This window comes from Pseudactinotalea sp. Z1748 (genome assembly GCF_049725185.1).
Lineage (GTDB): Bacteria > Actinomycetota > Actinomycetes > Actinomycetales > Beutenbergiaceae > CALKWS01.
Map to the genome: position 1 here is coordinate 278,933 of NZ_JBMPQB010000005.1, position 22,786 is coordinate 301,718.

At 69.0% G+C, this 22,786-nt stretch carries 26 protein-coding genes and 1 pseudogene; 12 read left to right on the forward strand and 15 right to left on the reverse strand.

All coding sequences use genetic code 11. The features are described 5' to 3' along the window. Window positions 1-83: 83 nt before the first annotated feature. The 11 genes from ACO0LU_RS13120 to ACO0LU_RS13170 all read right to left on the reverse strand — a co-directional run bounded on the left by ACO0LU_RS13120 (window position 84) and on the right by ACO0LU_RS13170 (window position 5,113). Entirely contained in the window at window positions 84-836 is a 753-nt protein-coding gene (locus ACO0LU_RS13120) for a DNA-methyltransferase (RefSeq protein WP_424791797.1), read from the reverse strand. A 49-nt stretch (window positions 837-885) separates the two neighbouring features. Beyond that, complete coding sequence (locus tag ACO0LU_RS13125) at window positions 886-1,038, reverse strand: hypothetical protein (protein WP_424791798.1); 153 nt, start codon at window positions 1,036-1,038, stop codon at window positions 886-888. Further along, the gene (locus tag ACO0LU_RS13130; protein ID WP_424791799.1) at window positions 1,031-1,888 is read right to left on the reverse strand and encodes an AAA family ATPase; all 858 of its coding nucleotides are present in this window, start codon (window positions 1,886-1,888) and stop codon (window positions 1,031-1,033) included. The genes ACO0LU_RS13125 and ACO0LU_RS13130 overlap by 8 nt, the downstream gene beginning before the upstream one ends. Next, window positions 1,885-2,727, reverse strand: a complete 843-nt coding sequence (locus tag ACO0LU_RS13135) for a PD-(D/E)XK nuclease-like domain-containing protein (RefSeq protein WP_424791800.1) — start codon at window positions 2,725-2,727, stop codon at window positions 1,885-1,887. Before ACO0LU_RS13135 ends, ACO0LU_RS13130 begins: the two co-directional genes overlap by 4 nt. Continuing rightward, the gene (locus tag ACO0LU_RS13140; RefSeq protein ID WP_424791801.1) at window positions 2,724-2,891 is read right to left on the reverse strand and encodes a hypothetical protein; all 168 of its coding nucleotides are present in this window, start codon (window positions 2,889-2,891) and stop codon (window positions 2,724-2,726) included. Before ACO0LU_RS13140 ends, ACO0LU_RS13135 begins: the two co-directional genes overlap by 4 nt. Continuing rightward, a complete protein-coding gene (locus ACO0LU_RS13145; RefSeq protein ID WP_424791802.1) occupies window positions 2,885-3,199 on the reverse strand; it encodes a hypothetical protein in 315 nt (104 codons plus the stop codon). The genes ACO0LU_RS13140 and ACO0LU_RS13145 overlap by 7 nt, the downstream gene beginning before the upstream one ends. Continuing rightward, complete coding sequence (locus tag ACO0LU_RS13150; protein ID WP_424791803.1) at window positions 3,196-3,474, reverse strand: hypothetical protein; 279 nt, start codon at window positions 3,472-3,474, stop codon at window positions 3,196-3,198. The genes ACO0LU_RS13145 and ACO0LU_RS13150 overlap by 4 nt, the downstream gene beginning before the upstream one ends. Then, window positions 3,471-3,680: a hypothetical protein gene (locus tag ACO0LU_RS13155; protein ID WP_424791804.1), complete on the reverse strand. Its 210-nt coding sequence runs from the start codon at window positions 3,678-3,680 to the stop codon at window positions 3,471-3,473. The genes ACO0LU_RS13150 and ACO0LU_RS13155 overlap by 4 nt, the downstream gene beginning before the upstream one ends. Then, window positions 3,677-4,072 carry an HNH endonuclease signature motif containing protein gene (locus ACO0LU_RS13160; protein WP_424791805.1) on the reverse strand — a complete coding sequence of 132 codons (396 nt, stop codon included), beginning with the start codon at window positions 4,070-4,072 and terminating at the stop codon, window positions 3,677-3,679. The genes ACO0LU_RS13155 and ACO0LU_RS13160 overlap by 4 nt, the downstream gene beginning before the upstream one ends. A 376-nt stretch (window positions 4,073-4,448) precedes the next feature. Continuing rightward, entirely contained in the window at window positions 4,449-4,919 is a 471-nt protein-coding gene (locus tag ACO0LU_RS13165; RefSeq protein WP_424791806.1) for an HNH endonuclease signature motif containing protein, read from the reverse strand. Then, a complete protein-coding gene (locus ACO0LU_RS13170) occupies window positions 4,916-5,113 on the reverse strand; it encodes a helix-turn-helix domain-containing protein (protein WP_424791807.1) in 198 nt (65 codons plus the stop codon). The genes ACO0LU_RS13165 and ACO0LU_RS13170 overlap by 4 nt, the downstream gene beginning before the upstream one ends. Before the next feature lie 124 nt (window positions 5,114-5,237). Here ACO0LU_RS13170 and ACO0LU_RS13175 point away from each other — a divergent pair, with 124 nt between their 5' ends. The 5 genes from ACO0LU_RS13175 (at window position 5,238) to ACO0LU_RS13195 (ending at window position 10,076) form a co-directional block, all read left to right on the forward strand. Then, window positions 5,238-5,519 (forward strand): helix-turn-helix domain-containing protein, encoded by a 282-nt coding sequence (locus ACO0LU_RS13175; RefSeq protein ID WP_424791808.1) that lies wholly within the window; start codon window positions 5,238-5,240, stop codon window positions 5,517-5,519. 211 nt (window positions 5,520-5,730) lie between these two features. Continuing rightward, entirely contained in the window at window positions 5,731-6,945 is a 1,215-nt protein-coding gene (locus tag ACO0LU_RS13180; protein WP_424791854.1) for an extracellular solute-binding protein, read from the forward strand. Further along, the gene (locus ACO0LU_RS13185; RefSeq protein ID WP_424791809.1) at window positions 6,942-7,904 is read left to right on the forward strand and encodes a carbohydrate ABC transporter permease; all 963 of its coding nucleotides are present in this window, start codon (window positions 6,942-6,944) and stop codon (window positions 7,902-7,904) included. The genes ACO0LU_RS13180 and ACO0LU_RS13185 overlap by 4 nt, the downstream gene beginning before the upstream one ends. A 5-nt stretch (window positions 7,905-7,909) precedes the next feature. Then, on the forward strand, window positions 7,910-8,749 hold the full coding sequence (locus ACO0LU_RS13190; RefSeq protein ID WP_424791855.1) for a carbohydrate ABC transporter permease: 840 nt from the start codon (window positions 7,910-7,912) through the stop codon (window positions 8,747-8,749). A gap of 40 nt (window positions 8,750-8,789) precedes the next feature. Further along, window positions 8,790-10,076, forward strand: a complete 1,287-nt coding sequence (locus tag ACO0LU_RS13195) for an ABC transporter ATP-binding protein (protein ID WP_424791810.1) — start codon at window positions 8,790-8,792, stop codon at window positions 10,074-10,076. Window positions 10,077-10,123: 47 nt separating this feature from the next. On the opposite strand, the gene ACO0LU_RS13200 is transcribed toward ACO0LU_RS13195, so the two are convergent. Then, the gene (locus ACO0LU_RS13200; protein WP_424791811.1) at window positions 10,124-11,125 is read right to left on the reverse strand and encodes a P1 family peptidase; all 1,002 of its coding nucleotides are present in this window, start codon (window positions 11,123-11,125) and stop codon (window positions 10,124-10,126) included. Window positions 11,126-11,289: 164 nt separating this feature from the next. Here ACO0LU_RS13200 and ACO0LU_RS13205 point away from each other — a divergent pair, with 164 nt between their 5' ends. From ACO0LU_RS13205 to ACO0LU_RS13230, 6 genes are all read left to right on the forward strand, one after another. Further along, entirely contained in the window at window positions 11,290-12,927 is a 1,638-nt protein-coding gene (locus tag ACO0LU_RS13205; RefSeq protein WP_424791812.1) for a hypothetical protein, read from the forward strand. Then, window positions 12,924-14,441 carry a GTPase gene (locus ACO0LU_RS13210; RefSeq protein ID WP_424791813.1) on the forward strand — a complete coding sequence of 506 codons (1,518 nt, stop codon included), beginning with the start codon at window positions 12,924-12,926 and terminating at the stop codon, window positions 14,439-14,441. Before ACO0LU_RS13205 ends, ACO0LU_RS13210 begins: the two co-directional genes overlap by 4 nt. Window positions 14,442-14,672: 231 nt before the next feature. Next, complete coding sequence (locus ACO0LU_RS13215; RefSeq protein WP_424791814.1) at window positions 14,673-15,266, forward strand: single-stranded DNA-binding protein; 594 nt, start codon at window positions 14,673-14,675, stop codon at window positions 15,264-15,266. A 159-nt stretch (window positions 15,267-15,425) separates the two neighbouring features. Next, window positions 15,426-17,108, forward strand: coding sequence for an energy-dependent translational throttle protein EttA (gene ettA / locus ACO0LU_RS13220; protein WP_424791815.1), 1,683 nt, complete (start codon window positions 15,426-15,428; stop codon window positions 17,106-17,108). A gap of 18 nt (window positions 17,109-17,126) precedes the next feature. Then, the gene (locus tag ACO0LU_RS13225; RefSeq protein ID WP_424791816.1) at window positions 17,127-17,648 is read left to right on the forward strand and encodes an acyl-CoA thioesterase; all 522 of its coding nucleotides are present in this window, start codon (window positions 17,127-17,129) and stop codon (window positions 17,646-17,648) included. Between the two features lie 164 nt (window positions 17,649-17,812). Then, window positions 17,813-19,291: a glycoside hydrolase family 3 N-terminal domain-containing protein gene (locus ACO0LU_RS13230; protein ID WP_424791817.1), complete on the forward strand. Its 1,479-nt coding sequence runs from the start codon at window positions 17,813-17,815 to the stop codon at window positions 19,289-19,291. 25 nt (window positions 19,292-19,316) lie between these two features. Here the strand turns inward: ACO0LU_RS13230 and ACO0LU_RS13235 are convergent, their stop codons facing one another. The 3 genes from ACO0LU_RS13235 to ptsP form a co-directional block, all read right to left on the reverse strand. Next, a complete protein-coding gene (locus ACO0LU_RS13235) occupies window positions 19,317-20,210 on the reverse strand; it encodes an acyl-CoA thioesterase (protein ID WP_424791818.1) in 894 nt (297 codons plus the stop codon). Then, window positions 20,210-20,626, reverse strand: coding sequence for a globin (locus ACO0LU_RS13240; protein WP_424788529.1), 417 nt, complete (start codon window positions 20,624-20,626; stop codon window positions 20,210-20,212). The genes ACO0LU_RS13235 and ACO0LU_RS13240 overlap by 1 nt, the downstream gene beginning before the upstream one ends. Window positions 20,627-20,713: 87 nt before the next feature. Next, entirely contained in the window at window positions 20,714-22,399 is a 1,686-nt protein-coding gene (gene ptsP / locus ACO0LU_RS13245; protein WP_424791819.1) for a phosphoenolpyruvate--protein phosphotransferase, read from the reverse strand. A 104-nt stretch (window positions 22,400-22,503) separates the two neighbouring features. Here ptsP and ACO0LU_RS13250 point away from each other — a divergent pair. Continuing rightward, window positions 22,504-22,779 (forward strand): annotated as a pseudogene (locus ACO0LU_RS13250) (glucose PTS transporter subunit EIIB); the annotation flags it as partial. Window positions 22,780-22,786: the final 7 nt, after the last annotated feature.

Sequence of the window (22,786 nt, forward strand, 5' to 3'; positions counted from 1 at the left end):
GTACGGCCGGGCGGTCGATGGGCCTCATCGGGTGGCCTCGTGGTTGGCGAAGTAAGGCGACGGGTTGCGCAAGTGCGAACGGCTCATGCGATCCCTCCGAGGTCGAGGACGCCCTGAGAGAGCCGGCCGGCGGCGTGCTCACACCAGCGCTCGTCTATCTCGTAGGCGATCACCTTCCGCCCCTCATCTAGCGCGGCTCGCAGCGTTGTCCCGGTGCCCGCGAACGGGTCAAGGATCACGTCGCCGGGGTTGGTGAACCGGCGCACCCAGTCGCGCACCATCTCAATGGGCTTCTGAGTGGGGTGGCCGCTGCCCTGGGAGGTTGGGAGGACATAGTTGCCTGCCCGCCCGCCACCGTTCCAGGAGGGCTTGGCGTCCTCGCGGTGCATGTAGGCGATTGCTTCCCAGCCCATCGCGGGGCGGTCAGCGCTGATTATGGGCATCGGGTTGGTCTTGACCCAGGCGCCGACGCGCAAGACTTGTAGCCCGGCCGGTGGCGGGCCTACCTCAAAGCGGAATGCTGTGTGCGTGGAGAGGTTGGCGACGACCCAGCGGCGAGCGATGCGCCCTAGTTCAGCGAACAGAGCGAGTTGGTTCTCGTGGGTGAAGGCGTCGAAGCGCACGTCGGAGCCGCCGGATAGTGTGCGGTTGCCGTTGCCGTTGCCGCTGGTGCCGTACCCGTTGCGGTTCGAGCGCGTGTTGTCGTGGGTGCGTGCATCGAACGGTGGGTCCGTTATTACGCAGTCCACGGACCTGTCGGCCATTGCGGCTAGGGCGGGTAGCGCGTCCCCGTGGTAGAGGGTTGCGTGCTCATCCTGGTAGTACGGGGCGCTCATCGGTCGGCCCCGTTCGCCTGGTCAGTGCAGAACAGATCCACGTCGTCGTTCATCGCAGCGCCTCCTCGATCAGCCCCTGCGCGTGTGCCAGCACCACCAGCCCGTCACCGGTCGGCGGGGCGTGGATCTCGGTTTCGCTGGTGGTCATCAGGTCGCGGGCGGCGGGGGTGGGGTGGTGGTCGATGGTGTGGAGGTCAGGCATTGGGGGGCTCCTCGTCGGTTCCGGCCCATCCCGTATTTGCGTCGTCCAGGGCGGGCTCTTGTGGCAGTTCGTCTGGTCGCACCGCATCGGGCGCCGGCTGGTGGGCGTCGGGGTCTTCCTTGCGGGGGATGTAGACCCGCTCGGCGCTGCCGTCGATGTTCAGCTGCCGGAAGAACGTGTCCAGGTTGAACGCCTCGGGATCCTTTGGGCGGATCCCGTCAGCGGGCACGTTGAAGGCCACGGTGCGGATGCCGGCGACGATTGGGCGGCGTGGCTCCTTGAGTTCGATCGTGCCGTCCACCTCGAACGGCAGATCCTTCTCAGCGCGGACCTTCCACTGCTTGTCCGTGGTCGGCTTGCCGTCTTTCATGACGGTGACTTCCTCGAACCGGGCAGTCAGGATCACCGGCCCCTTGTGGGAGCGCAGCGTGTCGATGACTTTGCGCCAGCGCTTCTTAGCCGAGTTCCACTGATCCATCGTGATCGTGTTCTTGCCGCGCTTGTCTGCGATGGCCTGCTGCTCGTCGGTGAGCAGGCCCCACAGTTCGGTCATGGAGTCCACGACGATCGCGTGGGGCTTGCCGTTGGCGGGCACGTCTACGGCAGCCTGGGCGGCTTGCAGGATGCCCTTCCAGCTGCCGTCGTGCTCCACGATTTCGTAGCGGGCGCCGGGCAGTGCGCCGTACTGGTCCGCTGAGCCTTCCCCGATCTCGATATAGAAGGTGCGGTCCACCAGGTCCGATGCGCTGAACGCAGCGGCGGAGTAGGACTTACCTGTCTTCTCCCGGCCGGCGAGCAGGATCATCGGCCAGGGTGCCTTGCCGGTTGGTCGTCTGGTCTTGATGCTCATGCTGTGATGTCCTCTAGGTAGTCGATGCCGGGCAGATAGAAGCCGGGCGGGGCCAGTGCGTGGGTGCCGGGTGGGTAGGCGTGCCAGTCGCCGGTTCGCAGGGCCTCTGCGTGGCGGGAGAGCATCAGGGCCAACTTCCGGTTGCCGCCTTCGATCCAGTCCTCGTGGGCGATCTGGACCACGAGCACGCCGTAGGGCGGCTCGACCTCCACCCAGATCTGAACCATCGGCCCGGTCTTGTCACCACGGGCCTGCTCGATGAGGTGGCGGTACATGGCGGCTTGCAGGTCGTAGTGCAGGTTCGAGATCGTGCGGCGCACCGCTTCGGGGGATGCGTCGGTGGTGCTCTTGATGTCCACGGGGAAGGTCCGGGCGCCTTTGACCTGGTGCGGCAGGTAATCGACCTTCCCGCGGATCTCCACACCACTGCCGGGGTCGGTCGCGAACAGGGGCACCTCGGCCTCGCCGGGCAGGTCCAGGTATCGGCGGGCGTCCGCGTTGGCCAGCACCTCGGCCGCAGCGGCATGGGCCTGCATGATCTGCCCGGCCTTGAGCGGGATGTTCCCGGCCTCGCGTTGCTCTGCGACGAACGCCTTGGCCTCCGCGGTGGACACTGCCCCGTTCTTGGCGAGCATGTCAGCGGGGATCTCCACCACCTGCCCGCCCTTGCCCAGGATCACCTTGTGGATGGCGTGGCCCATGTCGAACGCGGGCCTGTCCACGCGGTGCGACAGTGCGCGCTTGTAGTGGGCGGGGGAGCGCAGGTACTCCTTGCCGGTGGAGTAGGACAGTGCCGGGTGGGCGTGGTACTCGGCATCTGGCATTTCCGCACCGCTCACGCTGCACCTTCCTTCCGTGCCTTGCGCGCCAGGTCCCCGGCGGCGGCGTCGTCGGCTTCGCGTTCGGCGTCGGCCCATGCCTGCGCGTCGATGTCTTCGGCGCCAACCTGGCCGCACTGGATGGCCTCTATCTGCGAGTCGCTGAGTTGTCGGTGCATCACCACGAGTCCGCTCCTTCCTTGCGCTCGGCCCTGCGTCGGTCGCCCTCGTCGCGGAGGTAGTCGGTGCGCATGGCGTCCAGGTCGATATAGCCGTCCTCGTCGGTGTAGTCGTCGGGGTTGGGGGTGCTCATCGGTCGCTCCTTCCCGGGCCCCACGAGTGCGAGGCGCTTGTCCCTGGTGCGGATGAACGCGGCGAGCCGTTCGCGCTGCTGGGCGTATGCGGGCTCGGTGGGGGTCGCGGCGAGTTGGGCTACGGCACGGTCTTTCTCGGCCTGCCACATGGCGCGGGTGGCGTCCCAGTCGGTGCTCACTGGTCCCCACCCCCGGCGGTGTGGGAGAAGTGGCCGCGCCACGCTTCCTGGGTGACAAGGTCGCCAACCTCGCCCTGGTCGCGTTCGTCGTACTCTTGGCAGGCAGTGACCCAGGCTTGGAACACGGCCCGGGCGAGGTAGTGCTCGCTCTCCTCGACCAGGTACCCAACGTTCATGAGGGTGCGTTCCAGGTAAGTCTTGGACCGTGGGTCCTCGGCGGCCGTGATCGCCCAGATTGCGTCCCCGGCGATGGCGTGGGGGTCGTGGGTGCTCACAGGTCACCACCGCCGATCCCTGCCGCACGAGCATGACCGGCCTCATCCAGGGTGTAGTCCAGGTACCGGGCGCGGTAGGCCTCACCGGACAAGCGCGGGGACTTCCGCGGGTACGGGTGCACCCACTCCGGCGCGGGCTCGGGGCGGGGCTTGGGGCCGGAGCCGGGGAACAGGTGCCTGCCGAACCAGTCGCGTAGGCGGCTCACAGGGTCACCTCCAGCGCGGCGGCCTTCTTCGACGCCCTTCGCCTACGGCTGTGATCCGCCACACAAGTCCGGCATTGGCGACCAATGAAACTGCGATTCTTGGGGCGGTAAATGTAGGTGTTCTCGGGGCTGTATTCGTGACCCTGGGGGCAATGTGTCTTGGCCGCGTTGAGTGCGCCGAGCGCTATGGGGGAACGCATGATGTTCTCGCGCTGCTTCACGACGTCAAGGTGGTCTGGGTTGACGCATTCACGCACTCGGCAGAGGTGGTCAATCACGAGGCCGTCAGGTATCGGTCCGACGAACGCCTCATAGGAGACTCGGTGTGCGCCCATGGTCCGCTGCCTACCCGCGCCGGTCGAAATGCCAATTTGGCCGTAGCCAGCGTTCATGAGGCGCCCCTGCCAGATCCAGCACCCGTTCGCGTCGGTCTTTGAGAGGCGCCGGATTCTCTGGTCCAAGGGCTCTCCCGCCGGCCCCCTCTTGGCGCCGGAGGGTCCACTCCGGTGGGGCGTCTCGTTGAGGAACTGCTCTGCGCCGACTCGGCTTGGAAACAGATTCCATCGCTTCTTGCCCCGCGGGTCATACCAGGTGACTTCCCACCGCGGGGCACCCTTCCTTGGGACCTGTCTGATGTGCGGCATCTCTTGCTACCCTTTCTGTTGTGTTTCCTTAAGTGAGGGTCAGCCGCTCTGGTTGGGTGGGGCTGGCCCTCGCTTCATTGGTGGGGGCCCGGTGGCGCCTCGGGGGAGGCGACGCCACCGGGGGTCAGGAGGCGCGCTTCCGGTAGCGGCGCACCGGGTTGTCGCTCAGCGCTCGCTCTTTGCGGGTGCGCTCACGGTGAGCGGCGGCAGATGCTCGATCGCAAGTCCGACAGCCGCGCTTGTTTCCTCGACGGCGCAGGTTCGCGCCTGACAGCGGGTGGCCCTGTTTACAGTGCGTAATCACCGCAGCGGCACGGGCGGCGTTGACTTCCTGCGGCACCGCTTCCAGGTGCTGCGGGTTGCAGCAGGACTTGTTGCGGCAGAGGTGGTCAACGTGGAACTCGGCAGGAATGGGGCCGACGAGCGCCTGGTACGTGAGGCGGTGGACGGACTTCGACGTGCCGTCAACGGCCCACTGTCCGTAGCCGGTGGAGTTGTGTGCTGCGGTCCAGTTCCAGCAGCCGGTGCGGGGGCACTCGGAGATCTTGGACCAGAAGCGTTCCGTGAGGGTGCCGAGCGCGATCGTGGCGGTCATGAGGCTTCCTTGGTCGGGTAGGTGTTGGATGCCTCGATTGCTTCCAACTCGGCGCGCACGAACCGGAGGTGCCCGCCGATGGTGCGGGTGTGGGGCAGTTGCCCGGCGTCGGCCCACCGCTTGATGGTGGAGGGGGTGACGTGGAAGATCGCGGCCGCTTCACCGGTAGTCAGCGTCTCGGTGGTGTAGTCCATGACTAAGAGTTAAACACACAATCCGCCCATAGTCCACAACTAAGGCGCCGGGTCGAGAACTTACATCGCTGTAGTTACCGCCCAAGTGTTGCAATCCGCCCATGAAGCGGGGACAATGAGGCACATGAGCACACAAACCATCGACGCATGGGTGCCGACTAACACCTTCGGCACGCGCCTAGTCCTGCTGCGCCGTGAACTTGGCCTCAACGTCAAGGAAGCGGCAGCGCGGACCGGCATCCACTACGCCACCTGGTCCACCTGGGAGAACGGCCGCAAACCCTCCGACATGGCGGGCGTGGTCGAACGCATTGCCGAGGAGTTCGGCGTGGATCGCAACTGGCTCATGTGGGGCGTCCCCACCCCCGGTGCGCCCGAGGGCGCTCCGTTGCAACCTACGGATTAGAAGGCCGTTGCTCTATCCATTGAGCTACGGGGGCGCACCGAGCAGAATACCGCCGCGCTGGATCCCAACCCCCACCAGGGACCGTGTCGTTCGAGTTGCGGGTACCCACGTCTGGTTGTTGGGTGAGCAGACGTCGTCGTACGAGGGAGCGCAAGGAGGCCACGTGTCCCGAGTCCGTGTGGTGGGGCCGCTGCTGGCCGTTACCGTGGTGATGTCGCTGGCAGCCTGCGCCGATGACTCCGGGCCACCGACGCTGACCTGGTACATCAACCCCGACGACGGGGGCCAGGCCGAGATCGCCCGGACCTGCACCGAGGAGTCCGACGGCGCCTACGTGATCCAGACCGCGTTGCTGCCCCGGGAGGCCTCCGACCAGCGCGAGCAACTGGCCCGCCGCCTGGCCGCCCAGGACGCCTCCATCGACATCATGAGCCTGGACCCCCCGTTCATCCCCGAGATGGCCGAACCGGGCTTCCTGGCCGAAGTGCCGGAGGACCTGCAGGACACCGACGGCGTGGTTCAGGGCGCGATCGACTCGGCCACCTGGGAGGACGAACTGGTCACCGTCCCGTTCTGGGCCAACACCCAGTTGCTCTGGTACCGCGAATCCGTCGCCGAGGAGGCCGGGTTGGACATGAGCGAGCCGGTCACCTGGGAGCAGTTGATCGAGGCGGCCGCCGAGAACGACCTGTACCTGGGGGTGCAGGGGGCCCGTGCGGAGTCCCTGACCGTGTGGATCAACGCGCTGGTGGCCTCCGCCGGGGGAGAGATCCTGACCAACCCCGAGGCCACCTCGGACGAGTTGGAACTGGACCTGGACTCCGAGGCCGGGCGGCAGGCCGCCGAGGTGGTCAGCCGGATCGGTTCGGAGGGCCTGGGCGGCCCGGGGCTGCCCACCGCCGATGAGAACGCCTCGATGAACCTGTTCCAGGGAGACCGTGGCTCGTTCATGGTGAACTGGCCGTTCGTATACCCGGCGATGATGGACGCGGAGTCCGAGGTCGTCGACGACCTCGCCTGGACCGCGTACCCGCGCATGGACGCCGATACCGAATCAGCACCGCCGGTCGGGGGCATCAACCTCGGCGTGGGTGCCTTCTCCGACAACATCGAGGAGGCCTGGGAGGCGGTGGCCTGCATCGTGCAGCCCGAGCACCAGGCCGAGTACTTCGTCACCAACGGCAACCCGCCTTCGGCGATCGAGGCCTACGAGGACGAACGGGTGCAGGAGGAGTTCCCGATGGCAGATGTGATCCGGGACTCCCTGGAACAGGCTGCCCCGCGCCCGCAGACCCCCTTCTACAACGAGATCTCGATCGGGCTGCAGACCACGTGGCACCCGGTCTCCGGGGTGGACCCGCAGATCACCCCGGGCAGTTCCCAGCAGTTCATCACCGAGGTGCTGCGAGGGGAGCGGTTGCTGTGAGCGCATCGACCACGACCCGTTCGAGGGACCAGAGCCAGGACCGGCCCCGCAAGAAACGTGCCTCCGACCGGACCCGCTCCGAGGCGCGGCTGGGCTGGTGGCTGGCCGGCCCTGCGTTCGGCCTGATGCTGCTCGTGACGCTCTATCCGATCGGGCAGGCCACCTTCGACTCGCTGTTCTCGCTGCGGTTGACCGCCCCGGACGAACGGGAGTTCATCGGGCTGAACAACTACGCGGTGATCCTGACCGATTGGGCCTTCTGGCGTTCGATGCTGGTGACCCTGTTCATCACCGTCACCACGGTGGCGATCGAGTTGGTGCTCGGCTTCGCCCTGGCGATGATCATGCACCGGGCGATCAGGCGTCTGCGCGGGATCGTCAGGACCGCGATCCTGGTGCCCTACGGGATCATCACCGTGGTCTCGGCGTTCGCCTTCTTCTATGCCTTCGACATCAACTCCGGGTACATCAACAACTGGTTCAGTTGGGTGCCCGGCATCGACGATGGCTTCAACTGGTTCGCCTCCCAATGGCCTTCACTGTTCGTGATCGTGCTGTCGGAGGTGTGGAAGACCACCCCGTTCATCTCCCTGCTGCTGCTGGCCGGCCTGGCCCAGGTGCCCGGGGAATTGGAGGAGGCCGCCAAGGTCGATGGGGCCCGGTCCAGGCAGGTGCTGCGCAAGGTGACCCTGCCGAACATGAAGGCCGCGATCATGGTCGCGGTGCTGTTCCGGGCGCTGGAGGCGTTCCGGATCTTCGACAACATCTTCATCATGACCGGCGGCGCCAACAACACCGAGGCGCTGTCCTTGCTGGCCTACAACACCTCGATCGGACGCCTGGAGATCGGGATGGGTTCGGCGATCTCGGTGCTGCTGTTTCTCAGCGTGCTCTTGATCAGTTTCATCGCGATCAAGGGGTTCCGCGTGGATCTGTCCGGCGGGAAGGGGGACGACTGATGGGTATGACGACGAAGGCCAAGGTCGGCTGGGCCGTCGCCACCGTGCTGGTGCTGGTCTGGTCGCTGTTCCCGGTCTTCTCCATCCTGATGACCTCGTTCAAGACCCAGGCCGGGCTGTTCTCGGGCACGCTGCTGCCCCGGGAGTGGACCTGGGAGAACTACGCCGAGATCCTGGCCCCCGGAGGCAGCGCCCAGGACCTGTTCCTGCCCGCCCTGCGCAACTCCATCGGCATCTCGCTCATCGCCACCGTGATCGCGGTGGTGCTGGCCACCCTGTGCGCCTACGCCATCGCCCGGCTGGACTTCCGGGGCAAGAAGATCATCCTGACCTCGGCGTTGGCCGTCTCGGTGTTCCCGGTCGTGTCCATCGTCACCCCGCTGTTCAACCTCTGGCGCGTGGTGGGCCTGTACGACACCTGGGCCGGATTGGTCATTCCCTACCTGTCGTTGACGCTGCCGATCTCGATCTGGACGCTGTCGGCGTTCTTCCGGCAGATCCCCTGGGAGTTGGAGCAGGCCGCCCAGGTCGACGGCGCCACCCCTTTCCAGGCGTTCCGTAAAGCGGTGGTGCCGCTGGCCGCACCCGGAGTCTTCACCACCGCGATCATCGCCTTCTTCATCGCCTGGAACGATTTCGTCTACGGCATCTCCCTGACCTCCACCACCGCCGCACGCCCGGTGCCGGCGGCGCTGTCCTTCTTCACCGGGGCCTCCCAGTTCGAGGAGCCCACCGGGGCGATCTCGGCCGCGGCAATCGTGGTGACGGTGCCGGTGGTGGTCGTGGTGCTGATCTTCCAACGCCGGATCGTCTCCGGCCTGACCCAAGGCGCCGTCAAGGGCTGAGACCCGCGGCCACACCAGCCACACATGAGGAGGAGTTCCGATGGCGTCGATCACCCTCGACAATGTCGTCAAGACCTACCCCGATGGGTTCACCGCCGTGCGCGGCGTGGACCTGGACATCGCCGACGGCGAGTTCGTCATCCTGGTCGGGCCCTCCGGCTGCGGCAAGTCCACCCTGCTGCGCATGATCGTGGGCCTGGAGGACATCACCGAGGGGGAGTTGCGCATCGGGGACGAGGTGGTCAACGACAAGGCCCCCCGGGACCGGGACCTGGCGATGGTGTTCCAGAACTACGCCCTCTACCCCCACCTGAGCGTGTACGAGAACATCGCTTTCCCGCTGCGCCTGACCAAGGGCGAGCACACCGACACCGAGATCGATGAGCAGGTCCGGCGTGCCTCATCGCTGCTGGAGCTCGATGAGCACCTGGAGCGTAAGCCCGCGAACCTCTCCGGTGGTCAGCGCCAGCGGGTGGCGATGGGCCGGGCGATCGTGCGGGACGCCCAGGCCTTCCTGTTCGACGAACCGCTGTCGAACCTGGACTCGAAGCTGCGCGGGCAGATGCGCACCGAGATCGCCCGGCTGCAGCGCAACCTGGGCACCACCACCGTCTACGTTACCCATGACCAGACCGAGGCGATGACGCTGGGGGACCGGGTGGCGGTGCTGCGCCGGGGGGAGTTGCAGCAGGTGGCCAGCCCCCGCGGGTTGTATGAGGAGCCGATGAACCTGTTCGTGGCCGGCTTCATCGGTTCCCCGCCGATGAACTTCCTACCCGCCACCGTCGAGGGGGACACCCTGCGGCTGCCGTTGCTGGAGGTGCCGCTGGACGAGCGGTTGCGCAAGGCGGTGGGGAACCGGGAGGTGCTCATCGTGGGGATCCGGCCCGATGCCTTCGAGGATGTCGACGTCATGCAAGCCACCGAGCGCGAGGGCGTGACGTTCGAGGCCGAGGTGGATGTGACCGAGTGGCTCGGGGAGGTGCTCTACGCCTACATCCCCTTCGAGGCCCATGCCGACCTGGCCGACAAACTGGAGGAACTGGACCGGGACCTCGACGGGGAGAACCTGCGCCCTCAGGTGGTGGTGGCGCTGGACGCGGTGAGCCGGGTACGCGCCGGTGACGTGGCGGAGTTGTGGCTGAATCCGGACTCCCTGTACGTGTTCGATCCCGAGTCCGGGGAGAACCTGACCCGGGAGAGTGAGCGGGCCGAGAAACTGGAGGCCGAGGCGCGTGACCAGCGCGCCCGTGCCCTGGAGCGTGCCAAGAAGCGCCAGCAGAAAGCAAAAGCGGCCGACGACGGCGCGCGCGGCTCCGCAGCGTGAGTCACCGGCCGGAGCGCCCACCCCGTCCGGGCGGGTGACCGGGCGCCTCAGCCCAGGGCGTCCCGGAGCGCCGGCACCACGCGTCCGCCTGGGCCGGTGACCGGGTCGGCAGCGACCAAGGCGTTCAGGACCGCTTCCTCGGTGGCGTCCAGTCCGGCCTCGAACACCGGGCTCAGCGCCCGATCCGGTGGTGGGAGACGCCCGGCGGAGGTGGAGACCGCGATCGCGTAGTCCCCGGACCCGTGGGTGTAGGCGCCACCCAGGCGGCCCAGGGCGAAGACCGCCCGCGCGGCCAGGCGGGAGAGCTGGCGCCCGTCCAGTGGGGCGCTGGTGGCCAGCACCACCATGCATGAGCCCAGATCGGGTTGGGGTGCAGAAGGTGTCGGTGGGCGTACCTGCCGGCCGTGCACCCGCAGTACCCCGGCGAAGTTCGCCTGCACCAGCACACCCAGGGTGTGCTCGTCGTCGTCGACCTCGATCATCCGGGAGGCGGTACCGATGCCGGCTTTGAAACCCAAGGCCACCAGGCCGGTGCCCGCGCCCACGCTGCCCTCGGGCACCGCGCCACGGTCGGCCTCGTCCAGGGCGGCAAGCACGTGCTCCGGGCGCACCGGCCGGGCCCGGATGTCGGAGAGCACCGAGTCGTTGCACTCACCCACCACGGGGTTCAGCGTGCGAACCCGCTCATTACCGGGCTGGTCCAGCACCCAGGACAGCAGGGCATCGGCGGCCCGGAACGCCGAGAGCGTCGACGTCAGCACGATCGGGGTCTCCAGGTGTCCCAGTTCGGCCAGTTGGGTGGCGCCGATGAGTTTGCCGAACCCGTTGCCCACGCTCAGCCCGGCCGGCAGCGCTCGCCCCGGGCTCACCTCGTCGCCGAACCGGATCGCGCTCACCCCGGTGCGTATCCTCGGCGCCCGGATGATCGTGGTGTGGCCCACCCGCACGCCGGGGACGTCGGTGATCGCGTTGTGGTCACCGGTGCGCCCGGTGGCGGGGTAGAGGCCCAGGTCACGGGCCCGGGCCGGGTGTGCCTGCGGTGTTGCCATTGCCCCCGATCCTGCCCCGAACGCGACTCCGCCGGGCCTGCGCCACGCCGTTCCGGGCGGTTCGGCGACGACCGGGCACTCCGGTGCAGCGATGCACCACACCAAGATCGAGCACAACGGCGCGACGCATGGAAGTTCAGACCCAAACCAGGCAGGCTAGGAGGGTGAGCACCGATTCCGCACCCCGCCCCGCAGACGACGGCCCGGGCGAGAGCGGTACCGGTGAACGATTGCCCATGGTCGAGGTGATCGAGGACCTGCTCGCCAACCTCGAGGCCGCGCCGCTGCTGCTGGATGCCGACGACGTCGCCCAGGCCCGGGAACTGCGCGCCCGCCTGGTGGCCCAGGTGCGCAACCACCTGATCCCCCGGTTGCGGGAGGTGGCCGCACCGGTGCTGGTGGTGATCGGTGGCTCCACCGGGGCCGGCAAGTCCACGCTGCTGAACTCGGTCCTCGGTGAGGAGGTCAGCCCGGCCGGGGTGCTGCGGCCGACCACCCGCCAACCCGTGCTGGCGACCCATCCCGCCGACTCCCACTACCTGGAGGGCCACCCGGTACTCGACCTGGCCGACGTGGTCACCCACGAGCAGGTGCCGCGCGGGCTCGGGCTGCTGGATGCCCCCGACCTGGACTCGGTGCGCGCGGCCAACCGGAACCTGGCCCTGGAACTGATCGAACTGGCCGACCTCTGGGTGTTCGTGACCACCGGCTCCCGGTACGGGGACGCGGTGCCGTGGTCGAGGCTGCGTGAGGCCGGCGAACGGGGGCTGTCCCTGGCGGTGGTGCTGAACCGGATCGAACCCGATGCCCTGATCGAGGTGCGTCGCGACCTGTTCCAGCGACTGCAGGCGCAGGGCTTCGGTGCGCTGCCCTTGTTCGTGGTGCCGGATGTCGGTCCGCACCAGGGCCTGCTGGAGCCGAAATTGGTGGGGGAGTTGGTGGCGTGGTTGAAGATCCTGGGCGCCCAGAGCCAGTCACGGGCGGTGATCGCCCGGACCGTGCGCGGCGCTTGGCCGTCGCTGCGCCGCGACGTCCAGGAGGTGGCCGCGGCGGTGGAGATCCAGCGGCGCACCTCTCGGTCCCTGCGCGGGCAGGTCGTGGCCTCGGTACGTGCCACCGCTGAACAGATCCACGCCGACCTCGGCTCGGGGGCGGCCGCGATCGGGGCCCCGAGCACCGCGTGGCTGTCCAGTGCGAGTTCCGGCGGTGTCCTCGCACCGCTGGTCAACGAACCTGCCGGCCCGCGGCAACGCTGGCGCGCCAAGCGCTCCACCGCCGCCCGGGTGGAGTCGGTGCGATCCCTGCGTGACACCGCCGTCGGTGCGGCCGGATCGATGGTCCGTGAGGCCGGCACCGCGGCCGAGCTGTCGGTGCGCCAGATGCTCGCCGATTCCGCGGCCGGGCGTCAGATCGCCGAGCAGGTGGACGTCGACGAGGCCGCCCGGGCCCGGGAGCAGCGGGTCGAGACCCTGATCAGCGAGTGGGGCACCGAGGCCGAGCGGCGCGGCGGCGAACTGGGTCTGAGTGCGGAGCGGGTGGGCCTGGACGATCAGGGGGCTGCCTCCCTGGTGGAGGTGGCCGCAGTGGGCGTGGACGGAGCCGAACGGGCTGTGGGGCGGCTGTTCGGCACCAGGGGTGAGACGATGGTCGCCGAGATGCGAACGATGCTGGCCGAGTGGGCCGGGGCGGCGGTGGGCGCCGAGACGACGCCGTACCTGGATGCGCTCGATGAACTGAGTATCGATGACGCACCGGCCCGGAGCCTGCGGCTGCGCGCCAGTGAACTCAGGGGGTATGTGTGAGCACCACGATCGAGGACAGGGTCGCCGACGGTGCGGACCAGGGGTTCGATGCCGATGCGCTGAGCCGTCTGCGGGCCCAGATCACCGAGGCCCTGGCTGTGGCCGGCGAGCGGATCCCCGCCCCGGTCCGCGAGCAGGCGCAGGTGAACCTGGATCGGGTGGACGAGCGCTTGCAGTTGGGCGTGGGGCACACCGTGGTGGCCCTGGTGGGCGGGACCGGCTCGGGTAAGTCCTCGCTCTTCAACGCGCTCTCGGGCCTGGACTTCGCCGATGTGGGCGTCATCCGGCCCACCACCGCTCAGGCGGCGGCCTGTACCTGGGGCAGCCGAGCCGAGGAACTGCTGGATTTCCTCGGGGTGGCACCCGGACGGCGGATCCAGCGCGACTCGGTACTCGATCACGATGCGCACACCGGCCTGCACGGCCTGGTGCTGATGGACCTGCCCGATCACGATTCGGTGGAGCAGGGGCATGCCCGCCAGGTGGATCGGTTGCTGCCGTTGGTGGACCTGCTGATCTGGGTGGTGGACCCACAGAAATACGCCGACAACGTGCTGCACGAGCGCTACCTGCGTACCCTGTCCGAACGGCAGGGGGCGATGCTGGTGGTGCTGAACCAGGTCGACACCATCCCCGCGCACACCGAGGAGCAGATCCGCGACGACGTGGGCCGGCTGCTGAGCGAGGGGGGCCTGGAGCAGGTGCAGATCCTGCTCACCTCGGCGCGCGCGGGCACCGGGCTGGACCAGCTGCGCGAGCGGATCGCCCAGGTGAGCGCCTCCGCCTCGGTCTCGGCCCGCACGGCCCGCAGCCAGTTGGAGGCCACCGCTCGGACGCTGATGGAGTACCTGGGCCCAGCGCAGCCCGAACCCGACGACGCCGAGACGATCGCGGAGAACCTGGCCACCGCGTCGGGGGTGGCCTCGACGTCCGAGGCCATCCGCGAGGCCGTGGCCAGCCCGCGACAGGTCCTGCTCGACCCCCTCCAGCGGCCTGCCCGCTCCCGGATCGACGCCATCCGGGAGCGTTGGCTGGCCAAGGCCACCGTGGGCCTGCCCCGGGCGTGGCAGGAGTCGGTGACGCGGCACGTGGCACCGCCGCAGACGTTCTACGACCACCTGTGGCGGGCGCTGAGCAAGGTGGAACTCTCGGCCACCACCGAGCACCGTTCGCGTCGGATGCGTGCCTTCGCCCAGGTGTTGCTGGGGCTTGGCGTCCTTGCCCTGATCGCCGGGGTGGTGCTCTGGGTACTCGGGATCGCCGATGTGCTCACGGGTCTGTCTTTGCCGGCGTGGGCCGGCGTCGGTGCGGGTGCGGCCGCGATCGTGGCCGGGCTGGCGCTGCGGCTCTGGGCCAGGCGGCGCCGGCGGGCCGTGGCCGCCGAGCGCGCGAGCAGCTACTTGTCCAGGGCCACCCATGAGATCCGTCAGGTGGTCGCCGCCGATCTGATCGAGCCCACCGCCGGGCCCCTGGCCGAGCACGATCAGGTCCGCCGGGCACTGACCGCGCTGTAGCCGGCCACCGCGCGGTGGCGAGGTCCCGCCCCGCACGTCCGCCGCGCGCTCGCACGGCCGTAGCAGTGCTACGCACCGATGCCCGCCATCCACAGGGCGGGCGTGACGTTGCCGCCGTCCACAGGCCGCCCGCTTTTCCCGGCTGCCTTCGGTGGTCACCGGCATCGTCGTCGGTGCCGGAAGTCCCGGCAACTCGACACCGGCGGCGCTGACCGCAGGGAAGGACGAATCATGCGAGAGACGATGATCACCGTGACCGGCAACGTCGGGGGCGCCCCGACCTTCTTCGAGGCCGAGGCAAACGGGGACCCGCGGCTGCGGCTGAGTGTGGCCACCACCCCGCGGTTCCGGGACCGCGGCTCCGGCGAATGGCGGGACGGCCGTACCTCCTGGTACGACGTGTGGATGCACGGGAGGATGGCCCTGAACGCCAAGGACAGCATCAGCAAGGGCGATGCGGTGGTGGTGACCGGGTCGGTGGAGTTCGTGCGCTGGGAGGACGGGGAGAAGTCCGGCCGCAAGGCGGTCATCAACGCCCGTGCGTTCGGCCCGGACCTGAACAAGTTCCCGGTGACCATCTCCCGGGTACGCCTGGTGGAAGCAGCCGGTGACGGTGCGGCCCAGGACGCCGGGCCAGGTACGGAACATGACGGCAACGGTTCGGACCGGATCCCGGATGTGACCGGGTATGCCGAGGTGGACGAGGACGGCAACCCCTTGCCCGTCCCGGACGCTGACGCCGACGCCGACGCTGACGCCAACGGCGACCCGCAGCACCCTGCCGAAACCTCCTCGATCGCGGGCAGGATGGTGGCCGGCCTATGACGCAGGGGCGGCCCCGGTAGGCACTAGTGGTCACGGCGCCTATAGTTGTGGCTGGCCCGGGCCGTGCCGAGAGTGTGCGTTGCCCGGCATCTGACCAGGTATCAGGCCCGCACCTGCCGCGCAGGCCCGGGGGCCGCTTCTGCGAAAGGTTCTTCACCTGTGGCCGAATACATCTACTCGATGGTCCGCGCGCGCAAGGCGCACGGGGACAAGGTCATCCTCGATGACGTGACGATGTCGTTCCTGCCCGGGGCCAAGATCGGCATGCTCGGGCCCAACGGCGCAGGTAAGTCCACCATCCTGAAGATCATGGCCGGTCTGGACACACCATCCAACGGGGAGGCCCGGCTGAGCCCCGGTTACACCGTGGGCATCCTGGAGCAGGAGCCGCCCCTGAACGAGGACAAGACCGTGCTCGGCAACGTCGAGGAGGGCGTGGCCGGGATCAAGGGCAAGGTGGATCGGTTCAACGAGATCGGTGAACTGATGGCCGAACCCGATGCCGACTTCGATGCCCTGATGGCGGAGATGGGCACCCTGCAGGGAGACATCGACGCCGCCGACGCATGGGATCTGGACTCCCAACTCGAGCAGGCCATGGACGCCTTGCGCACCCCACCGGGCGATGCGCCGGTGTCCAACCTCTCCGGTGGTGAACGGCGCCGGGTCGCACTGGCGAAGTTGCTGCTGGAAAAGCCCGATCTGCTCCTGCTCGATGAGCCCACCAACCACCTGGACGCCGAGAGCGTGTTGTGGCTGGAGCAGCACCTGGCCAAATATCCCGGGGCGGTGATCGCCGTCACCCACGACCGGTACTTCCTGGACCACGTGGCCGAGTGGATCGCCGAGGTCGACCGCGGCCGGCTGTACCCGTACGAGGGCAACTACTCCACCTACCTGGAGAAGAAGCAGGAACGGCTGAACATCCAGGGTAAGAAGGACGCCAAACTCGCCAAGCGCCTGGCCAGTGAACTGGAGTGGGTGCGCCAGGGCACCAAGGGACGCCAGGCCAAGTCCAAGGCCCGGCTGGCCCGGTACGAGGAGATGGCCGCTGAGGCCGAGCGCACCCGGAAGCTCGACTTCGAGGAGATCCAGATCCCGCCCGGCCCGCGGTTGGGCTCCCAGGTGATCGAGGCGGAGAACCTGCGTAAGGGCTTCGGGGACCGGGTGCTCATCGACGGTTTGAGTTTCAACCTGCCCCCGAACGGCATCGTGGGTGTGATCGGTCCCAACGGTGTGGGTAAGACGACGCTGTTCAAGACGATCGTGGGAATGGAACCGCTCGATGGTGGCGACCTGAAGATCGGCGACAGCGTGAAGATCTCCTACGTCGACCAGACCCGCGGCGGGATCGACCCGGACAAGACCCTGTGGGAGGTGGTCTCCGACGGCCTGGACTTCATCGAGGTCGGCAAGGTGGAGATCCCCTCCCGGGCCTACGTCTCCCAGTTCGGGTTCAAGGGCGCCGACCAGCAGAAGCCGGCCGGGGTGCTCTCCGGTGGCGAACGCAACCGGCTGAACCTCGCCCTGACGCTCAAGCAGGGCGGCAACCTGCTGCTGCTGGACGAACCGACCAACGACCTGGACGTGGAAACCCTGGGCAGCCTGGAGAACGCGCTGCTGAACTTCCCCGGTTGCGCGGTGGTGGTCTCCCACGATCGGTGGTTCCTGGACCGGGTGGCCACCCACATGCTCGCCTGGGAGGGCACGGAGGAGAACCCGGCGAACTGGTACTGGTTCGAGGGCAACTTCGCCGCTTACGAGGAGAACAAGGTCGAGCGCCTGGGAGCCGATGCCGCGCGCCCGCACCGGGTCACCTACCGCAAGCTCACCCGCGACTGACCCGTGGGACGCATCACGGTGCCCGTCCCGATTCGCTGGAGCGATATCGATGGGTACGGCCATGTGAACAACGCCGCCATCCTGACCTTGCTGGAGGAGGCCCGGGTCGCCACGTTCTGGGACACCGGTACCGGCTCCGGTGGTGCCGGCACCACCGCCGGGTCGGGTGGAGCCGGCCCCTCCGGTGCGGCGGGTCCGGAGCAGTCCGAGGGCGACGTCCGCAAAGCGGCGCAGGTGCTGGCCGGAGGCGTGCACGCGGACAGCCACACCCTGGTGGCCCGCCAGGAGATCGAGTACCTGGCACCGCTTACCTACTCCCAGGAGCCGGTGAACGTGCAGTTGTGGATCGGCAGGATCGGGGGCGCCAGCCTGGAGGTCTGCTATGAGGTGTACGCACCCGGCGGAGGGCTGTGCGCCCGGGCCGCCAGTTCGATGGTGATGGTCGAGGCTGCCACCGGACGCCCGCGCCGGCTTACCGAGCACGAACGCTCCGCGCTGCAGATCCTGGTGGAGGAACCGCTGGTGTTCCGGCGCCGCTGAACCCGGCGCGACTGCCGACCTGACGCCGGGTGCCCGCCACCTCCGAGCAGGCCCAGCCGCTTCGGTGGCAGCGTGGGCGATCCGGTGTATCTTCGGTGGATCAATGTCGATCCTAGGGGGTTCATCTTGACCTGTGTTTTCTGTGCCCATGTGAGCGAGCCCCGGTGAGCCCCGAGGGTGACCAGTTGTGCCGGGACATCCATGGGGTGCTCCTGCCCGGGTTCAACGGCCCTACACCGCCGCCGTGGCTGTGGGCAGCCGCCGAACAAGGGCTGGCCGGCGTGCTGTTGTTCGGACACAACACCGGCTCCCCGGAGCACACCGCGGAGATCACCGCCCAGTTGCACCATCGCGCCCCGGAACTGATCATCAGTTCCGATGAGGAGGGCGGGGATGTCACCCGCGTGCAGATGGGCACCGGGTCCTTCCTGCCCGGAGCATGTGCCCTCGGCGAAGTCGACGACGTCGCCCTAACCCACCGCGCGGCCGTGGCCCAGGGCCGCCTGATGCGAGCGGTGGGCGTGGACCTGCCGCTCACGCCCGTCCTCGATGTGGCCTCGCAGCCGGCCAACCCCGTGATCGGAGTGCGCTCGTTCGGCCCGGACCCGCACCTGGTGGCCCGGCACGGCGTGGCCACGGTGCGCGGCCTGCAGGAGGCCGGGGTGGCGGCGTGCGCCAAGCACTTCCCCGGCCACGGCGACACCGACGTTGACTCCCACCTCGCCCTACCCAGGCTGGAGGTGGGCGAGGAGTTGCTGCGCGGTCGGGACCTGCCCCCGTTCACCGAAGCGATCAGCGCGGGACTGGACACCGTGATGACCGGCCACCTGGTGGTGCCGGCCCTGGGTGAGCTGCCCGCTTCCCTGGAGCCGAAGGTGGCCGCGCTGCTGCGCCGGCTCGGGCACAACGGCCCGATCGTCACCGACGCCTTGGACATGGCCGCCCTGCACGCCGATGCCGGGGCCGGCCCCGGCACCACCGCGGCGGAACTGGTCAGTATCGCCGCTGTTCGCGCGCTGGCGGGGGGCGCGGATCTGCTCTGCCTGGGGTCAACCCCGGATCGGGACGACGCGGCGTTGTTCCAGACGGTGTACGCGGGGCTCCGCCGCGCGGTGCAGGAAGGCCGCCTGGACGCCGCCGCACTGGCGCGCAGCGCGGCCCGTAACCGCGCCCTGGCCGCCGGCCTTCGCAGCCGCCAGGCCCGGACCGAGGCCCCGGACCTGCTCACCGCCCTGACCGACCTGGAACACGTGGGGGCCCGGGTGGCCGCCGCTGCGGTGCGCACCACCGGGCAGGTGCGACTGTCGCGCGATGACGCGCTGGTGGATTTGCGTGCGGGGGTCAATATCGCAGCCGGGCCGCGCGCGGGCGCGGTCGTGGAGCTGCTCACCGCCCGCGCCGGCCTGGTACCGGTGGCTGCGGCGGCACTGCCCTCCTGGCTGGCGGACCACCCGGGAAAGGGGGTCGCGGTGCTGACGCCTGGGCCCACCGACGCAGTGGCGTCGGTCCTGGCGCGGGCGCCGCACGGCGTCGTCATCCATCTGGGGGTACCCGGCGCCGCACCGCAGGCACCCAACCTGGTGCTGGCCCACGGTTCGGCGCTGGCGAACGTTCGCGAGATCCTGGCTCGGACCACCGGCTGAGTCGCGATCCGGCATCGCGGCGGGCTCAGTCGCCGCCGCGAACCATGCCCTCCTGAGCGATGGTGGCCACCAACAGGCCGTCCCGGTTGTACACCCGCGCAGTGCCCAGGCCCCGGCCGCCCTGGGCGGAGGGGGAGTCCTGGACGTAGAGCAGCCAGTCGTTCATGTCCACATCCCGGTGCCACCACATCGCGTGGTCCAGGCTGGCTACCGCGATCCCGCGGGCCCGCCAGTGCAGGCTGTGGGCGCGCAGGACCGGTTCGAGCATGATCTGGTCACAGGCGTAGGCCAGCACCGCCCGGTGGTGCATCTGGTCCCCGGGCACCGGGCCGCGTGTGCGCATCCACAGGTGCTGGGCCGGCTCGGGGCGCGTGGGTTCTCCCAGGAACAGCCCTCCCTCGACGTGGCGGACGTCGAAGGCGAAGTTGCGATAGAAGTACTGGGCGAGTGGATGTTCGATGGCGCGGAACATCTCCACCGAACTGGGCAACTCCTCCGGTTCGGGCACCCGCGGCGGCCGGTCGGCGTGCTCAACGCCCTCCTGGTCCTCCTGGAAGGAGGACATCATGGTCAGGATCGGTTTGCCGAACTGCAGCGCGTGCACCCGGCGGGCGCTGAAGGAACGACCGTCACGCAACCGCTCCACGGTGAAGGTGATCGGCTCCTCCAGGTCCCCGGGGCGGAGGAAGTACCCGTGCACCGAATGCGGTAGCCGACCCGGGGCCATCGTGGCCGCGGCCGCGATCATCGACTGCGCCAGCACCTGCCCGCCATAGACCCTGCCGTGCACCTGCGGCACCGAGCGAGCCGTGTAGGTGTCCGGCTGCGCACCGGGGGAGAGTTCCAGGTAGGTCAGCAGCGCCCCGAGGGGATCCGGTTCGTCGTCCGCGAAGGCTGGCCCCGGGCCCGGTGTGCCCATCAGACCTCGTCCTCGTCAGCGCTGTTGATCATGAAGTGTGCGGCCCGTTCCAGGTAGTCCCACAAGGTGGCCTCATGGATCGGGCTCAGGTCCGCCTCCCGCACGGCCACCCGCATGTGCGCCAACCACCGGTCCCGGGCGGCGGGGGTGACCCGGAAGGCCGCGTGGCGCATCCGCAGGCGAGGATGACCGCGCTGCTGCTGGTACGTCGTCGGACCTCCCCAGTACTGCTCCAGGAAGGTACGCAGCCGGTCCTCGGCCGGACCCAGATCCTCCTCGGGGTACATCGGACGGAGCAGGTCGTCGGTGGCGACCAGTTCGTAGAAACGGCTCACGATCGCCCGGAACGTGGGCTCCCCGCCCACCGCCGCCCAGAAGGAATCGGCGCGCTCGGCACCGCGCACGCGGCGGGTCAGACCGAGTTGCCGATGCTGACCGGGTGTCGGTGGTGTGGACTTATCGGAAGGCTGGGATGAGGCGGACACGGCACCAGCGTAATCGGCTCACAGGCCCAGTTCGTCCAGCACCGGCAGTTGCTCGCGGATGCGCAGGCGCGCGTCCTGGGCGCTCTCGGCGGCCAGTGCCAGGGCAGCCACCTGCGCGCACTGCTTCATCGACAGCGCGCCCAGCACCGCCGCCACATCGCCCAGGGCCCGCGGCGTCATCGACAGGCTGCGCACGCCCAGCCCCACCAACACAGCGGCCAGTGCCGGATCCGCCGCTGCCTCCCCGCACACGGTCACCGGCCGGTCCTGCGCCTGGGCGCCGGTGCAGGTGGCGTGCACCAGCGCCAGCACCGCCGGGTCCCACGTGCTGGCCATCTTCGACAGCGATCCCAACAACCGGTCAGCGGCGAGGGTGTACTGGGTCAGATCGTTGGTACCGATCGAGGCGAAGTGCGCCCGGGCCAGGATCGGGCCGGCCAGCAGCGCGGCGCTGGGCACCTCCACCATCACCCCGGCGGTCTCCAGCCCGTGGCCGAAGGCCCGGTCCACGAACTCCTCGGCCTCGGCCACGGTCGAGATCATCGGGGCCATCACCCACACCCGGGCGCCCTCGGCCCGCGCCGCCTCGGCGATCGCGGCCAACTGGCGGTCGAGCACCTCGGGGTGGGCCGCGGCGGTGCGGTACCCGCGCACGCCCAGTGCGGGGTTGGTCTCCACCTCGGGGTTCAGGAACAACATCGACTTGTCCGCCCCGGCGTCCAAGGTGCGCACCACCACCTTCTTGCCGGCGAAGGAGGCAAGTACCTGCCGGTAGGCGCTCACCTGTTCGTCGTGGTCCGGTTCGTCCTGGCGCTCCAGGAAGCAGAACTCGGTCCGGAACAGGCCCACCCCCTCTGCCCCGGCCTCGGCGGCCTCTGCGGCGGCGGCGGGGTCGCCGATATTGGCCAGCAACTCGATGCGCTGCCCGTCGGTTGTTTCGCAGTGGCCCTCGTATCGACGTTGGGCGACCGGGCGCAACGCCTGGGCGACCGTCTGCTCATCCGGGTCGATGCACACCAGGCCGGAACCGCCGTCGACCAGCACCATGTCACCGTCGGTGAGGCGGTCCAGTTGCTCGTCCAGGCCCACCACGGCCGGGATGCCCAGCGCGCGTGCCAGGATCGCGGTGTGGGAGGTGGGCCCACCCTCGGCGGTGAGCAACGCGTGCACGTTAGCGGGGTCCAGTGCGGCGGTGTCGGCGGGGGACAGGTCGGTGGCAACCAGCACGAACGGCTCCCGGCGGCGCGGCACCCCCGGCATCGGATCGCCGGTGAGTTTGGCGATGATGCGGTCACGCACATCGCACACATCGGGTACCCGCTCGGCGAAGTACCCGCCCAGCGAGGCGAACTGCTCGGTGACCGCGCCGGCGGAGTCCCAGACCGCGCGCTCGGGGGTCAGCCGCCGCTGCCGAGTCAAGCGTTGGGCCTCTTTGACCAGGGTGGGATCCTGGGCGATCTGGGCGGTGGTGCGCAGCAACTCCTGCGCCGGGGCCTGCTCGCAGGAGTCGGCCCGCACGCGCAGGTCCTCGGCCACCTCGGCCGCCGCCACGGTGATCCGCTCGGCGGCCTTGTCCACATCCACCCGCACCGGCAGTGCGGAGGGCTCCTCACGGCCGGTGACCATCCGCGCGACGGGAGCGTGCACCCGCCCGGGACTGACCCCGACACCGCGCAGTTTCGCGGTGGCCGAATCGGTGTTCATCACAGCACCCTTCGCAGCGGACAGCGGCCGGTGGTCCCATTGTCCACGGCGGCACGAGTGGATGAGCACATGTAGAGTGGGATGCATCACACGGGAGACGGCGCGCAAGCGCCCCCGTCACATACCGACTGAGCCTGGGAGCGAACGTGAGCAAGGCCGATGACATCCTCGCGGCACTGGGCGGTACCGAGAACGTCGTGGATCTCGAACCGTGCATCACCCGACTGCGGGTGGAAGTGAAGGACCCCGAACTGGTGCTGGAGGAGGACCTTCGCACGAGCGGGGCCTTCGGTGTGGTGCGCTCGGGGCGGGTGGTGCAGGTGGTGGTCGGGCCCGAGGCGGACGACCTGGCCGGCAGTATCGACGAACTGCGCACCTGAAGACCCC

Excerpts from the sequence above, each read along its gene's own strand:
- ACO0LU_RS13190 (WP_424791855.1), top strand. The coding sequence starts at position 7,910 with ATGACGACGAAGGCCAAGGTCGGCTGGGCCGTCGCCACCGTGCTGGTG.
- ACO0LU_RS13170 (WP_424791807.1), bottom strand. The coding sequence starts at position 5,113 with ATGGACTACACCACCGAGACGCTGACTACCGGTGAAGCGGCCGCGATC.
- ACO0LU_RS13160 (WP_424791805.1), bottom strand. The coding sequence starts at position 4,072 with ATGAACGCTGGCTACGGCCAAATTGGCATTTCGACCGGCGCGGGTAGG.
- ACO0LU_RS13175 (WP_424791808.1), top strand. The coding sequence starts at position 5,238 with ATGAGCACACAAACCATCGACGCATGGGTGCCGACTAACACCTTCGGC.
- ACO0LU_RS13235 (WP_424791818.1), bottom strand. The coding sequence starts at position 20,210 with ATGGGCACACCGGGCCCGGGGCCAGCCTTCGCGGACGACGAACCGGAT.
- ACO0LU_RS13125 (WP_424791798.1), bottom strand. The coding sequence starts at position 1,038 with ATGCCTGACCTCCACACCATCGACCACCACCCCACCCCCGCCGCCCGC.
- ACO0LU_RS13130 (WP_424791799.1), bottom strand. The coding sequence starts at position 1,888 with ATGAGCATCAAGACCAGACGACCAACCGGCAAGGCACCCTGGCCGATG.
- ACO0LU_RS13195 (WP_424791810.1), top strand. The coding sequence starts at position 8,790 with ATGGCGTCGATCACCCTCGACAATGTCGTCAAGACCTACCCCGATGGG.
- ACO0LU_RS13120 (WP_424791797.1), bottom strand. The coding sequence starts at position 836 with ATGAGCGCCCCGTACTACCAGGATGAGCACGCAACCCTCTACCACGGG.
- ACO0LU_RS13200 (WP_424791811.1), bottom strand. The coding sequence starts at position 11,125 with ATGGCAACACCGCAGGCACACCCGGCCCGGGCCCGTGACCTGGGCCTC.
- ptsP (WP_424791819.1), bottom strand. The coding sequence starts at position 22,399 with ATGAACACCGATTCGGCCACCGCGAAACTGCGCGGTGTCGGGGTCAGT.
- ACO0LU_RS13215 (WP_424791814.1), top strand. The coding sequence starts at position 14,673 with ATGCGAGAGACGATGATCACCGTGACCGGCAACGTCGGGGGCGCCCCG.
- ACO0LU_RS13165 (WP_424791806.1), bottom strand. The coding sequence starts at position 4,919 with ATGACCGCCACGATCGCGCTCGGCACCCTCACGGAACGCTTCTGGTCC.
- ACO0LU_RS13180 (WP_424791854.1), top strand. The coding sequence starts at position 5,731 with ATGTCGCTGGCAGCCTGCGCCGATGACTCCGGGCCACCGACGCTGACC.